Origin of the sequence: Mesorhizobium sp. M7A.F.Ca.CA.001.10.2.1, assembly GCF_003998575.1 — a bacterium.
In the GTDB taxonomy this organism is placed as follows: domain Bacteria; phylum Pseudomonadota; class Alphaproteobacteria; order Rhizobiales; family Rhizobiaceae; genus Mesorhizobium.
This window is the reverse complement of sequence record NZ_RZQY01000097.1, coordinates 1-13,292: the sequence shown is the minus strand read 5'-3', so window position 1 is coordinate 13,292 and position 13,292 is coordinate 1. Positions and strand designations below refer to the sequence as shown.

At 60.7% G+C, this 13,292-nt stretch carries 14 protein-coding genes, 1 tRNA gene and 2 pseudogenes; 7 read left to right on the top strand and 10 right to left on the bottom strand.

Going from position 1 to position 13,292, the window contains the following annotated elements; translation table 11 throughout:
* Positions 1–140: 140 nt before the first annotated feature.
* From EN964_RS09280 to EN964_RS09270, 3 genes are all read right to left on the bottom strand, one after another.
* Complete coding sequence (locus EN964_RS09280; protein WP_236382810.1) at positions 141–1,328, bottom strand: hypothetical protein; 1,188 nt, start codon at positions 1,326–1,328, stop codon at positions 141–143.
* A gap of 249 nt (positions 1,329–1,577) precedes the next feature.
* Entirely contained in the window at positions 1,578–3,383 is a 1,806-nt protein-coding gene (locus tag EN964_RS09275; protein WP_127272158.1) for an ABC transporter ATP-binding protein, read from the bottom strand.
* A gap of 377 nt (positions 3,384–3,760) precedes the next feature.
* Positions 3,761–4,171 carry a GNAT family N-acetyltransferase gene (locus tag EN964_RS09270; RefSeq protein WP_127268639.1) on the bottom strand — a complete coding sequence of 137 codons (411 nt, stop codon included), beginning with the start codon at positions 4,169–4,171 and terminating at the stop codon, positions 3,761–3,763.
* Between the two features lie 110 nt (positions 4,172–4,281).
* Here EN964_RS09270 and EN964_RS09265 point away from each other — a divergent pair.
* The 4 genes from EN964_RS09265 (at position 4,282) to EN964_RS09255 (ending at position 5,433) form a co-directional block, all read left to right on the top strand.
* Positions 4,282–4,352: transfer RNA gene (locus EN964_RS09265), tRNA-Leu, on the top strand.
* Positions 4,353–4,419: 67 nt separating this feature from the next.
* The gene (locus EN964_RS09260) at positions 4,420–4,815 is read left to right on the top strand and encodes a hypothetical protein (RefSeq protein ID WP_127268640.1); all 396 of its coding nucleotides are present in this window, start codon (positions 4,420–4,422) and stop codon (positions 4,813–4,815) included.
* Complete coding sequence (locus EN964_RS37615; protein WP_127268641.1) at positions 4,812–5,165, top strand: hypothetical protein; 354 nt, start codon at positions 4,812–4,814, stop codon at positions 5,163–5,165. The genes EN964_RS09260 and EN964_RS37615 overlap by 4 nt, the downstream gene beginning before the upstream one ends.
* Positions 5,152–5,433, top strand: a complete 282-nt coding sequence (locus EN964_RS09255) for a DUF2283 domain-containing protein (RefSeq protein ID WP_164748895.1) — start codon at positions 5,152–5,154, stop codon at positions 5,431–5,433. Before EN964_RS37615 ends, EN964_RS09255 begins: the two co-directional genes overlap by 14 nt.
* A gap of 62 nt (positions 5,434–5,495) precedes the next feature.
* On the opposite strand, the gene EN964_RS09250 is transcribed toward EN964_RS09255, so the two are convergent.
* Together EN964_RS09250 and EN964_RS09245 are read right to left on the bottom strand one after the other, a co-directional pair.
* Positions 5,496–7,172 (bottom strand): NAD+ synthase, encoded by a 1,677-nt coding sequence (locus EN964_RS09250; RefSeq protein ID WP_127268643.1) that lies wholly within the window; start codon positions 7,170–7,172, stop codon positions 5,496–5,498.
* A 129-nt stretch (positions 7,173–7,301) separates the two neighbouring features.
* Positions 7,302–8,018 (bottom strand): DNA-3-methyladenine glycosylase I, encoded by a 717-nt coding sequence (locus EN964_RS09245; protein ID WP_127268644.1) that lies wholly within the window; start codon positions 8,016–8,018, stop codon positions 7,302–7,304.
* A 92-nt stretch (positions 8,019–8,110) separates the two neighbouring features.
* Here EN964_RS09245 and EN964_RS09240 point away from each other — a divergent pair, with 92 nt between their 5' ends.
* Together EN964_RS09240 and EN964_RS09235 are read left to right on the top strand one after the other, a co-directional pair.
* Positions 8,111–8,674, top strand: coding sequence for a DUF1003 domain-containing protein (locus tag EN964_RS09240; protein ID WP_127268645.1), 564 nt, complete (start codon positions 8,111–8,113; stop codon positions 8,672–8,674).
* Complete coding sequence (locus EN964_RS09235; protein WP_127268646.1) at positions 8,671–9,258, top strand: DedA family protein; 588 nt, start codon at positions 8,671–8,673, stop codon at positions 9,256–9,258. Before EN964_RS09240 ends, EN964_RS09235 begins: the two co-directional genes overlap by 4 nt.
* Positions 9,259–9,261: 3 nt before the next feature.
* On the opposite strand, the gene EN964_RS09230 is transcribed toward EN964_RS09235, so the two are convergent.
* The 4 genes and pseudogenes from EN964_RS09230 to EN964_RS39375 all read right to left on the bottom strand — a co-directional run.
* On the bottom strand, positions 9,262–9,849 hold the full coding sequence (locus EN964_RS09230; RefSeq protein WP_127268647.1) for a hemerythrin domain-containing protein: 588 nt from the start codon (positions 9,847–9,849) through the stop codon (positions 9,262–9,264).
* A 40-nt stretch (positions 9,850–9,889) separates the two neighbouring features.
* A complete protein-coding gene (locus EN964_RS09225) occupies positions 9,890–10,249 on the bottom strand; it encodes a diacylglycerol kinase (RefSeq protein WP_023810560.1) in 360 nt (119 codons plus the stop codon).
* A gap of 81 nt (positions 10,250–10,330) precedes the next feature.
* Positions 10,331–10,747 carry a GFA family protein gene (locus EN964_RS09220; protein WP_027036778.1) on the bottom strand — a complete coding sequence of 139 codons (417 nt, stop codon included), beginning with the start codon at positions 10,745–10,747 and terminating at the stop codon, positions 10,331–10,333.
* 548 nt (positions 10,748–11,295) lie between these two features.
* Positions 11,296–11,373: pseudogene (locus EN964_RS39375) on the bottom strand (hypothetical protein); the annotation flags it as partial.
* Between the two features lie 191 nt (positions 11,374–11,564).
* On the opposite strand from EN964_RS39375, the gene EN964_RS39370 reads away from it, so the two are divergent.
* Positions 11,565–12,224 carry a GGDEF domain-containing protein gene (locus tag EN964_RS39370; RefSeq protein ID WP_363279917.1) on the top strand — a complete coding sequence of 220 codons (660 nt, stop codon included), beginning with the start codon at positions 11,565–11,567 and terminating at the stop codon, positions 12,222–12,224.
* 104 nt (positions 12,225–12,328) lie between these two features.
* On the opposite strand, the pseudogene EN964_RS09210 reads toward EN964_RS39370, so the two are convergent.
* Positions 12,329–13,273, bottom strand: a pseudogene (locus EN964_RS09210) (3-deoxy-7-phosphoheptulonate synthase); the annotation flags it as partial.
* Positions 13,274–13,292 lie beyond the last annotated feature (19 nt).

Below are 13,292 nucleotides of genomic sequence, written 5' to 3'. Positions count from 1 at the left end.
GTACATATTTGGCTATGGTGCTGATTTGCGCCAGCGACCCGCCGCACAGGCGGGTTTTTCGTTTGATGCTCCGTCAGCCAACGCGTCGGCGAAGGCTCCGAAGGAACCCATTAACCCAAGTTTGTAGCGCTTGAAGGCGATCAGCGGCCGAAATCATCGGAACTGAGGCGGGTCCAGCGGTCGCCCACCAATCCACCGATAAAGATGTCGCCGGAGCGGACCGCTTCCGTGACCTCGGCGATCCGCGAGCGGACCATTGTTCCCCCGGCATAGCGGAAGAAGACATTCTTGTAGCCAAAGAGTTGAGGTATGAATTTGGTCTGCGTCTGTCCGGTGATGCCCACACAGCCCATCTCCCATGCGGCGGCGACAAGCGCATCCAGCGTCGCGCCCCAGTGCAATCCGGATGCCTGGATCTGCAACAGGTTCGCCACGCCGCCGGCTTGACCATAGAAGGCATAACAACCGAGCATTTTGCCCGTTTCGTCGTAGGTCCCACCGAAATGAAGGGGGCCGTCGGCCCGCTTCTCGGCCGCCAGCGCAAGCAGCCGTGCAAGTTCCCCATCCTTCCAACTCGGCCGAAGAGCGTAACCAGACAGGAGGGTCGGCAGCTTCTCGGCAAATTGAACGGCATCGATCGGCTCACGATGGGTGCGATGCGACGATGAATGGAGGACCGGTGGCTCGAACCTTTTCTTGGCGAGAGCATCGAATGCTCTTGCGCATGGATCGAGTACAAGGCGAGGCAGGCCAGGCCATTTACGGTGCAGTGCGGCGGCGGCCATCGCCGCCGGCCGGAAAACATATGTCCATCCCAGACAATGCACCGGGAGGAGTTGGTACTTCATCGGGCGCGCGAAGGCCAAGGATGTCCGGTTGGCCGAATCGGTCAGCTGCAGATCGAATTCGCCTTGATGCAAGGCACGCAGCAATTGGGGTCCGGCCGAGCCGTCATCGGTGCCGGGGTCGGCCATGAGCGGCCCGATGATCGCCGCATTCAATGGCGCTCCATTGAGCTCGTAGCGGGCTTTCAGAACGCCGAGGAATCCACCCAGACGACCGTGCCGGTTGATCTGGACAAGAGCGTTGCTTTCCCCGGACTGGCCGGCAGGGTCGAGGTAAATCTCTCTCATATACGCGGCCGTTTCCGCGATCGCGCGATCGAGGAGGTGACGCCGGCGCCGGCGAAACTTCGTCAGGAAGAGTGCGGCGACGCGCTCAAGATCTTCGGCAGCCAGCGGCCGAACCGAGCCATGCTGAGATTCCAGCACTGACGGCGCAGCCAACTTCTCCTCGGCATTTGCAGAAAGATGCATCGTGAAGAACATCCGTGGGTTGCCCTCCATCGGATATATATCAACCAATGGTAGAAACAACGTATCTCGGTCAGTATGATGAACAGAGGTCTCAAGACTTACTATCCGGACAGGGCTTCACAGGCAAATCAAGTCGGCCAGCATCGCTGCGCTGATCGGCGGGTTGGCCGCGGCCTTGCGATCGCATGCCCTGCTCCAGCCCGCTGGGCTGACCGTGCCGGACAGAGGCGGCCTCCGGCCGAAGCTGAAGGCCGCCTCAACTCAGCTCACAAGTCCCTTGGTCAGTTCCAATGCCTGGCGCTCGAACAGGCGGCGGTAGATGCCGCCTTTCAGCCGGATCAGTTCATTATGCGAGCCTTCCTCGACGATGTTGCCGCGATCGAAGACCAGCAGCCGGTCCAGCGCCCTCACCGTCGAAAGCCGGTGCGCGATGACCAGCGTCGTGCGGCCGACCATCAGCCGCTCCATCGCCTGCTGGATCAGCACCTCCGACTCCGAATCGAGGCTCGATGTCGCCTCGTCGAGGATCAGGATGCGCGCATCGGCAAGGAAGGCGCGCGCGATCGCCACGCGCTGACGTTCGCCGCCCGACAGCTTCACGCCGCGTTCCCCGACCAGCGTGCCATAGCCCTTCGGCAGGCTGGTGATGAAGTCATGCGCACTCGCCAACTTCGCGGCATGCTCGATCTCCTCCTGCGTCGCACTCGGCCTGGCATAGGCGATGTTTTCGGCCAGCGACCGGTGGAACAGGATCGGCTCCTGCTGAACGATGGCGATCTGCCCGCGCAGCGAGGCTTGCGCCACCTGCGAGATGTCCTGGCCGTCGACCAGGATTTTCCCCGCATTCACATCATAGAGCCGCTGGATAAGCTTGACGAAGGTCGTCTTGCCCGATCCCGAATGGCCGACCAGCCCGACGCGCTCACCCGGCGCGATATCGACCGAAAAGTCGCGGTAAAGCGCCGATCGGTGATGGCCATAGTGAAAGGTCACGTTGTCAAAGCTGATCCGTCCTTCGGTGATCCGGATCGGCTTGGCGCCGGGCCGGTCCTCGATGCCGAGCGGTTCGGACTGGAAATCGACCAGCTCTTCCATATCGTTGATGGAGCGCTGCAGATTGCGGATATGCGTGCCGATATCCCTGAGATAGCCCTGCAGCACGAAGAGCGAGGTCAGCACGAAGGCAACGTCGCCGGCGCTCGCCTGCCCCCACGACCACAGCATCAGCGCCAGGCCGATCACCGCGGCGCGCATGACCAGCAGCAGCACCCCTTGCGTGGTGCCGTTGATGGTGCCGCGCACCCAGGTGCGCCGTGTGCGCGCACGCCATTTGGCGACGACCTTGGCCAGTCGGCGTTCTTCGCGCTCCTCGGCGCCAAAGCCCTTGACCACGGCGTTGCAGCTGACCGCGTCGGCCAGCGAGCCGCCGAGGCGGGTATCCCACGTGTTGGCGAGCCTTGCCGCCGGCGCGACATAGCCAAGCGACAGCAGCGCCGTCACCGTGATGAACAGCACCGAACCGGCAGCAACGACCGCCCCCATCAACGGCCAGAACCAGCCAAGCAGCAATGTCGAGCCGACCAGCATGACGATTGACGGCAGCAGCGCGATGAGGATGGTGTCGTTGAGCAGGTCGAGCGCCCACATGCCGCGCGTCACCTTGCGCACGGTCGAGCCGGCAAAGCTGTTGGCATGCCAGTCGGTGGAAAAGCGCTGGACGCGATGGAAAGCATCGGCGGCGATGTCGGCCATCATCTTCAAAGTCAGCTCGACGATCCCCATGAACGCCAGGTTGCGCAACACGGCGCCGGCCAGCGCGAGCGCCATCAACATCGAGAACGCCGTCATCGCGGCATTCCAGGCAATCGCGTCGGCGCCGGCGCTGCTGGCGACGGCGTCGACCAGCCGGCCGGAATAGAGCGGCGTCAGCACATCGGCCAGCGTCGACAGCAGGAAGCTGCCCATGATGAGCGAGAGCCGCCAAGGCTGGCGCCGCCAATGGGTAAGCGTGAAGCCAAGAACGCTGCGAAAGGCGCTCGCGCGCAAATCGATCTTAAAACGAGCCATGATGTCATTCGGGCACAAACGAGCCCGATCCCAGTAAGTCGAAAATTGAAGAAGCCGCGCAAGGAGCCAATGAGTGCCCGGAAGCGGAGTGGCATATTTGGCGTATCGCCCAAATCGGGCGGCGATCGGCATCGGCATAAGCCTGTGCTCGGTCCGGCATCGGCACGAAGGGGAACCTTCGCGGAGCGCCGGATGAGACCTAGGCTTCGCGGCCTCGCATTACCATGTGAAATACTGCCATTCGGACCTCCCGCAAGACAATTGCGGAGGTGTCCTTATAGAGACGCTCCGATGCATCGCCAAGACGAGTTCACGCCAAAAGTGTATCTGGTCCAACCACTGCGATTATTTTGCAACAACGGAGCAAGCCGCGCGCCTCATTCAGGAATGCGATCCAAGCGCATGTAGCGGCCATCGGTCGATGGCTTGAACCCAAGCTTCTCATAGACGCCGTGTGCGTCGCTGGTCGACAGGCTCCAGTGGAAAACAGTCCTGACTTCAGGATGATCGATAAGGGCCTGGACGAGCCGGCTACCGATGCCTTGCCCGCGATGCCCGGGCCAGATGATGATGTCGGCGAGATAGGCGAACACCGTGCGGTCGGTGATCGCGCGGCCGAAGCCGACTTGCCTGCCGTCGACATAGGCGCCGACGCAAAGCGAATTGGCAAAGGCGCGGCGATGGACTTCATCAGTGCGTCCGGCGCCCCAATAGCTTGCCATCAACAGGTCCGATGTCGCGCGGAAATCGATCCGTGACATGTCGAAGCTGATTTCACAGTCGGGCATGGCTTTACCGTCCAAATGACATTTGTTTCGCGACTATCCCCTTCGAACATGTGACTTGAAAGTGGTCGAGTCGATCCCCATTTCCGCGCTGGACGGGAAACCGTCTATCAGGGTGTAGCGCAGTTGGTAGCGCACTCGTCTAAGAAGCGAGGGGTCGTCGGTTCGAGCCCGACCATCCCCGCCTCTTGCTTGGCAATTCCAATAAGATAAGGTGACTGCCTAAGAACAAAGGGGCGGGGCAAAGTAAAATGGCAAAAGCAGCAAGTGCGACAAGGCCGGCAAAGCCGCCGACAAGGCCGGCAAAGGCGACCAGACTATCGGATGAGATAGAGGGGGCCGTTGAAGTTGCGGCAGCAGACGTTACGCACCTCAATACACCGGAGTTCTACGGCGCCAGCGTCCAGCTTTTTGTCAGTAGCACCGACATCAGCGTTATCTTTGCTAGGCAGGTGCCCGTCATCGCAAAAAATACACATGCAGGGATGATGCTGCCAGCGGCCGTCGTTCATCTAAGCCCCGGAACGGCGAAAGACCTGCAGACAATCCTTGCTCGGCAACTTGCCGAATACGAAGCGGAATGGGGCGAGATTCAGACCGCCTATACACGGCGGATCGCCGCCGAGGGTGCGAGAAAAAAGAAGTGACCGGCTACAAGGTCATCTCGACCGATGCAGTGCCGGGACTGAAGGAAGTCAGACTTTACGAAAGCACCATCGAACATGTTAAGACCGAGCACCCTGAAGTGCCGGTCGAACTGCCTTCTATCGAGATCGCAGTGGGTTCAGCGATCAGCAATCCAACCCATGTCGAAAAAAGTTACGGAAATTCAGTGGTTTTCGTTGATACAGAGAGCACCAATGCCACAGGCGACCCTCTTAGGTTGCCTGTGAAATTGGTAGGTGATGGAACATCAGGTCGTGTTAAAACATTCTACTTCGCAGAGACGACCGGCGACCGAGAGTTGGTGTATCGGAGGCCAGATGAGCAGGATTAGCGCTTTCGAGGTCGTTTATGATGCCGATTCCGACGTGCTCTACATAAGCCGTCGGAGGGACGTTGCCGCTCGCGGCATCGAGGACAAGTCAGGTATCGTTTGGCGCTACGACCGCAGTGGTGAGTTAATCGGCGCTACTGTCGTAGACTTCCATGATCTGTGGGCGTCGCGTGGCGACGAACTTGCATCGGAGCTTTCGGAAAAATTCCATGTCCCTACGCCGCAGGCTCAGGTTGTGGTGAACTTTGCCCTCGAACAACGGGACTGATCCCATGTTATCACTCGCGAAAGCCGAGAAAGAGGGAAGCTGGAGTCAATGAAATCAGACTATCAGCCGCGATCCCTGAACCGGTTGGTGATGGGATAGCGGCGGTCGCGACCAAAATTCTTTTTGGTGATCTTCACGCCCGGCGCGGCCTGCCTTCGCTTGTATTCTGCGATGTAGAGCAGATGCTCGATGCGCGTCACCGTCGCCCGGTCATGGCCGCGCGCGACGATGTCGTCGACACCCATCTCATTTTCCACCAGGCATTCGAGGATGTCGTCCAGCACCGGATAGGGCGGCAGCGAATCCTGGTCGGTCTGGTTCTCGCGCAATTCCGCCGATGGCGCCTTGTCGATGATGTTTTTCGGGATCACCTCGCCCGAGGGCCCGAGCGCGCCCGGCGGCACGTGGCTGTTGCGCCAGCGCGACAGCGCGTAGACCTGCATCTTGTAAAGGTCCTTGATCGGATTGAAGCCGCCATTCATGTCGCCATAGAGCGTGGCGTAGCCAACCGACATCTCGCTCTTGTTGCCCGTGGTGACAACCATCGAGCCGAACTTGTTGGAGATCGCCATCAGGATGGTGCCGCGCGCGCGGCTCTGCAAATTCTCCTCGGTGATGCCTTCCTTGGTGCCTTCGAATATCTGCGTCAGCGCGTGCAGAAACCCTTCGACCGGCTCGAAGATCGGCACGATGTCATAGCGGCAGCCGAGCGCCCGGGCGCAATCCTCGGCATCCTTCAGCGAGTCCTTCGAGGTGTAGCGATAGGGCATCATGACGGCGCGCAGGCGTTCCTCGCCGAGCGCATCGACGGCAAGCGCCGCGCAGATCGCCGAATCGATGCCGCCGGACAGACCAAGCACCACATTCTTGAAGCCGTTCTTGTTGACGTAGTCGCGCAGGCCCAACATGCAGGCGCGATAGTCGGCCTCCTCCCGGTCCGGGATTTTCGACATCGGCCCTTCCGAGCAGACCCAGTGATCCCCTTGTCTTTTCCAGGTGGTGATGTCGACCGCTTCCTCGAACTGGCTCATCTGGAAGGCAAGCGTCTTGTCGGCGCCAATGGCAAACGACGCGCCGTCGAAGATCAACTCGTCCTGCCCGCCAAGCTGGTTGGCATAGATCATCGGCAGCCCGCATTCGATGACCTGGCGGATGACGACCTGGTGGCGGACATCGATCTTGGCGCGATAATAGGGCGAGCCGTTCGGCACCAGCAGGATTTCCGCCCCGCTTTCGGCCAGCGACTCGCAGATATCGACGTCGCCCCAGATGTCCTCGCAGATCGGAACTCCGATGCGCACGCCGCGGAAATTGACCGGCCCCTGGATCTCGGGTCCGGCCTGGAAGACGCGCTTCTCGTCGAACTCGCCGTAGTTCGGCAGATCGAGCTTGTAGCGTTCGGCGATGATCTTGCCGCCATCGGCGAAGACGATCGAATTGTGCGTGCCGCTCTTGCGCTTCAACGGCGTGCCGATGATGACGCCGGGACCGCCATCCGCGGTGTCGGCGGCAAAGTCCTGTGCCGTCTTTTCGCAGGCTTTCAAAAAGGCCGGCTTCAGCACCAGATCCTCCGGCGGGTAGCCGGCGAGGAAAAGCTCGGTATAGAGCACGAGATCGGCGCCTTGGCGTGCGGCATCCGCCCTCGCCTCGCGGGCCTTGGCGAGATTGCCTGATATGTCGCCGACAGTCGGATTGAGCTGGGCGACGGCGATGCGCAGGATGTCGAGCTTCTTGGTCATGCCTGCTGACTTAGCGCGGCAAAATTGCCCGGGCAATGGCGTTCGTTTGGACCAATTCGGACCGATTGACATACGTCAATCGTGTGCGGACCGATCGACGTGCTTCAATCGTGGCGAGACGACCAGGTATCAATCGTCGCCCATATATTCGCGCAACGCTTGCGGCGAATGATTCTCGCCGATCGACATCGCCAAGATGCGTGAAATATGCCGGCGCGGCAGGCCTGTCTGCACCACCCACTGGTTGATCTGTGCCTGGATCTTGTCGAGGTCCCTCTTCGAGGTCGGGCTTTCGGCGATGTCGAGGCCGGCGTCGCGCAACGCCGCGGCCATATCGCCCGAGATGACGAACGCATCCCAACCCAGCCAGCGCAGGAAATACTGGCCCGTATTGCCGCCCAACCGGCTGCCATGCTTGCCGAGCCAGGCCATCAGCCCGACCTGGTCGTCCGCCGGCCAGTTTGCGAGGAATTGGCCGAAGCCGCCATATTCCTTCGACACGCGCTCGACGAAGGCGGCGTTGTCGCGCACGGATCTGATCTTCTGCGGGTTGCGCACGATGCGCTGGTCGGCCGTCAGATCGTGCCAGAAATCATCGGGCTGGAACAGCAGCCGCTTCGGCTCGAAGCGCAGAAACGCCTCCTCGAAGCCCGGCCATTTCTGCTCGATGACGCGCCAGACGAAACCGGCGGCGAAGACGCGTTCGGCCATAACAGAGAGAATGCGGTCATCGGCGATGTCAGCCACGGCGGCATTGTCAGGCGCCGGACCCAGCAGCGACGTCAGTTCCTCTTCGCCGCCCTTGCGTTTTGCGGCGCGTGCGCGAATTTTCTTGAAATCGGCCATTGGTCCCTCGGCAACTGGAATCAATCTAACACTTCCCGTGTGAGCCGGCAGCCTCTACCTCTTACGGCAAGCCAAAGACCCTGGAGATGTCCATGAACAAGACGATCGACGACCTGGCGAACCGCTGGCTCAAGCGGCGGCCGGACGGCCTCAGCCAGCTCGAAAGCCGGGTGCTGCAATCGACGCTCGAACGCACCACCATCTCGCGCGACACCAACAAGACCGTCGCCTTCCACCAGACCTTCGGCGACCGGCTCGCCGACACGATCGCCCGCATCGGTGGGTCATGGTCCTTCATCCTGACCTTCATCGCCTTTCTGATCCTGTGGACATCAGCCAATGTCTGGCTGCTGTCGCGTGACGCCTTCGATCCCTACCCGTTCATCTTCCTCAATCTCGTTCTGTCGATGGTCGCCGCCTTGCAGGCGCCGGTGATCATGATGGCGCAGAACCGCCAGACCGAACGCGACCGCATCGACGCCGCCCACGACTACGAGGTCAACCTGAAAGCCGAGATCGAGATCATGGCGCTGCATGAAAAGCTGGATGAACTGCGCCACGGCCAGATTCTCGGTATGCGCGACGAGATCGTGCAACTGACCGAAATGATCAAGCGGATCGACGAAAGGCTGTCTTCGCAGCAGTCGGCTTCATGACCGACGCGATCCATCATTTCATCGAACAATACGGGCTGCTCGCGGTCTTTATCGGTTGCGTCGCGGAGGGCGAAAGTGCCGCCATTCTTGGCGGTTTCTTCGCCCACCAGCAGGTCTTCGTCCTGTGGCACGCGGTTCTTGCGGCGGCGCTCGGCGCCTTCGTCGGCGATACTTTCTTCTTCATCCTCGGACGAAGCTTCGCCGACCATCCCTATGTCGTCAGATTGCGCAAACGGCCCGGCTTCCGCCGCGCCTTTCGGCTGCTCAACACCCATCCCGACATTTTCGTGCTGTCCAACCGCTATATCTACGGCATGCGCCTCGTCGGCGGCATTGCAGCCGGGCTTTCCAACATCGCTGCGCCGCGCTTCGTCATCCTCAACGCGCTTTCATCGGCGGTCTGGGCGGTGCTGTTCGGCACGATCGGTTATGTCTTTGGACTTGGCGCCGAGCACGTCATCGGCCAGGCGTTGATGCATCACGAACGGTTGCTGATCGGGCTTGGCATCGGCTTGACCGTGGCCGTTCTGGCATGGCTCGTCGCCCGTCACATCGCCAGCAAGGAACGCGCCAGGGAGGGCTGATCGTCAATCCACGCCGAGCGCCTGGTCCCCCCGATCGAGGATAAGCGGGATGATCAGGTCTTCCTCGTCGGCAAGATGCCTTGTCAGCATGGCGATCAGCCGGCTGTTTTCGTCGGCATAGGCGTCGGCGGCGAAGCGCTGTCTGTCTTCGCTCTCCTGAAGCGTCTTGATGAACGCATTGGCCGCCTCGGCATTACGCTCCAGCCCTTCATGGATGGTGTGATGGTCGGCATCGAGTATCTCGAAGCCGTGCTTCAAACGGGGCTCGGCCTTGGCGAAGACCGGGAAATATTGATAATCCTCGACGTTGTGGTGACCGTCGAGGTTGCCTAGAAAATGATTGAGGCGGGGCGCGAACCAGCGCGCGAAATCAGGCGCCGTCAGCCGTCCCTCACGGTAGTCGCCGATGCCGTTGGCCAGCATGCCGCCAAGTTCGCGGAACATGTCGTGCCGCTGCAGCCACATATTGGCGATGCCGTGGATATTGGCATGATCCTGCCAGTTTTCACGCGGATATTTCTCGGCCAGCCAGCGCAGATCATCCGGCAGGCCCACGCGTTCGAGAAGCAGAAAATTGGCGGCCCCGGCCATGACAGTCTCCTTTGGTGACTGGCATATAGGCATCGAAAGGCTAGATCGGTAGCCCGGTGATCCGCTCGATAATGGCAATGCCCCAGACGCCGGCGACGATGAGTACCGAAATCAGCACCGCCAGCGAACCGCAATCCTTGGCCAACTGGATATCGACATTGAACTCGCGGCTGAAAGCGTCGCATGCCGCCTCGATGCCGGTGTTAAGCACTTCGACCATGATCAAGAGCAACACGGCGCCGATCAGCAAGGCATAACCGCGCCACGAGATCGAAACGAACCAGCCGAGCGGCAAGGCAAGCGCCAGCAGCATCAGCTCCTGCTGGAAAGCCTTCTCGCTGGTGGCCAGCTTGCGAAACGCCCGCACCGAATTGAAATAAGCATCGATCAGCCGCTGCATGCCAAACCCCTTTGCGAATCACCGGCACGGGATAATGCAATGGCTGGCCAGATCAATGGAATAAGGTGACTTGTCCAAGATTCATTCAGCAACCGGTATGGACGGTGTCGACTTTTCAAACTGTGGCAGCCCGTCGTCGATCGAATAATAGTCGCCCTTGTCACCGACGAAGATATGGCATTCGCCCTCAAGACCTGTCGGCTTGTCGAACGATCCCGCCATGACCGAAACGTAGTCCTGGTCCCGCGGCTTCCAGAACAGCACCGATCCGCATGCCTTGCAGAACCCACGCCTGGCGAAGGTAGAGGCTTCGTACCAGGTGATACTTTCCGTGCCCTCGATCACGATGTCGGCGTTGGCAACATTGGTCGCGGCATAGAAATGTCCGCTCTGCTTGCGGCATTGCGAGCAATGGCAATAGACGACGCCACGCAGCGCCCCGTTCGTTCTGAAGCGGACGGCTCCGCACAGACACGATCCCTGGTGACCATCACTCACGTCGATCCTCCTTGAAGAAAAGTGCCGGGCATGGCTTAGGATTCCAGCTTTGCCGCGCAAGCACGCAAGCAAATGCGACATGTGCTGGCGTGGAGAATCCGAAATTCGGTTTCATTTTCAAGAGTGCGATGCGCGAATCGCGAATTCAAGCCGCCGCACCGGCGTTGTTTCCAACTGTTGGACGCACGGACTAAGGCTTTTACAGCCCGCAGACAGAGAAAACCCGCTGAACCTCTGCCAGTTAAGGAAACTTTAGCGACGGCGCATTTATGGTCACCTGCAAGCGAAGGCCGTGGGTGGGGACGCATCCCTTCGCAAGTTGTTCGAAGCGTCGGTCGCATTCCCCAGGGCTCGGCGACAAAGGGAAACCGCGAATTCCGCGGAGGATCCGAGGGGAAGAACCAAGATGCAGCCGGCAGCTGTCCCGACCGAACGAAGCACCGACATCGCAGCCACTGTTGTCGCGACAATGCGCCAATTGGGCGTGCTCGGCCTGCCGCGCAATTACGAGATCTTCTATGAGGCCCTGAGCGGCACCAATCGCGAACTCAGCCTGGCCGTCGTTTCGCTGGCCAGCCGGCCGACACAGGATGAACTGGACCAGATCGGGCGCACTTTCTTTGCCCACAACCATGGCCCTGGCATCGTAGAGCATGCCAGAGACGTCATTGCCAGGGAGCTCGAGGAGGTTGCTTCGCTGCTGCGGAGCGAGCGCAGCCACATCGAGAAATACGGCAGGATCCTCGATGAGACATCGAGCGGCCTCAGCGGACGCAGCCTTCTCTCTCAGGATCTCCTGCAGAAGATCGCCAACGCCATGGCGGTTGCCACCAATTCGACGATCGATCACGGCCGGCAGGTGGCCTCGACGCTCAGCGACAAGACGGCCGAACTCGAAAGCGTCAAGTCGAAGCTTGAGGAGTACAAGCGCCTGGCTGACACCGATCCCTTGACGCATATCTGGAATCGGCGCGCCTTCGACAAGGAGATCACCAGGATCTACAACAGCAACAGGGGTATCCTGTTCAACGCCCTGGTTCTTGTCGACATCGACCGCTTCAAGGATATCAACGACCGCTATGGCCACCCGGTCGGCGACAAGATCATCCAGAGCATCGCCGATATTTTCCAGACCAGCATTCGCGGCGACATGTTCGTCGCCCGCACCGGCGGCGAGGAGTTCGCGCTGATCATCGAGGGCGCCAGCGAGGACGCCACCTATGACGTTGCGGAGCGCATTCGCGCCCTGATCGAGCAGACGCCGTTCACCAGCAGCCAGACCGGCACGAATTACGGCACCGTCACCGTCTCGATGGGTATCTGCATGGCGTCCGAAGCCGAAGGACCCGAAGATCTCTACACCAAGGCCGACCGGGCGCTCTATCGCTCCAAGGTCAGCGGCCGCAACCGGGTCACCAAGCACTCGACGATGGCAGGCCGGGCCGGCAAGAGCTGGCTGCTCTACAAGAAGGACTGACAGTCCCTGCCCGCTGGTGCCGGGAACACTGGACTAGCGCAGACATGAAAGGCGCCCGATTTCTCGGACGCCCTTTCGTGGATCTTATTCGGACTGCGCGAAAATCAGCCGTTGACCGCCTGCTTGTGCTGCACCGGGTGGCTCTTCTTCAACAGATCCGAGACCAGGAAGGCCAGTTCGATCGCCTGGTCGGCGTTAAGGCGCGGATCGCAATGGGTGTGGTAGCGGTCCTGCAATTCCTCGGCGGTGATGGCGCGCGCGCCACCGGTGCATTCGGTGACGTTCTTGCCGGTCATTTCGACATGGATGCCGCCCGGATGCGTGCCTTCGGCGCGGTGCACCTCGAAGAAGGTCTGGACCTCCTTGAGAATGCGGTCGAACGGCCGCGTCTTGTAGCCGGCGGCCTCGATCGTGTTGCCGTGCATCGGGTCCGACGACCACACCACGGAGCGGCCTTCCTTCTGCACCGCGCGCACCAGCTTCGGCAGATGGTCGGCGACCTTGTCGGAACCGAAGCGGGCGATCAGCGTCAGCCGGCCGGGCTCGTTCTCGGGATTGAGCAGGTCGATCAGCTCCAGCAAGCCGTCCGGCGTCAGCGAAGGACCGCATTTCAGCCCGAGCGGGTTCTTGATCCCACGGCAATATTCGACATGCGCATGATCGGGCTGGCGGGTGCGGTCGCCGATCCAGATCATGTGGCCTGACGTGGCGTACCAGTCGCCGGAGGTCGAATCGACGCGCGTCAGTGCCTCCTCGTAGCCGAGCAGCAGCGCCTCATGGCTGGTGTAGAAATCCGTCTCGCGCAGCGCGTAGTTGGTTTCCGAAGTGATGCCGACGGCCTTCATGAAGTCCATCGTCTCGGTGATACGGTTGGCAAGAGACTCATATTTCTCGCCCTGCGGACTGTCGGAGACGAAGCCGAGCATCCAGCGGTGCACATTCTCCAGGCTGGCATAGCCGCCTTGCGCGAAGGCGCGCAAAAGGTTGAGCGTCGCCGCCGACTGGCGGTACGCCATTTCCTGGCGAGCGGGATCCGGAATGCGCGACTTCGCGCAAGGCGGCTATGCC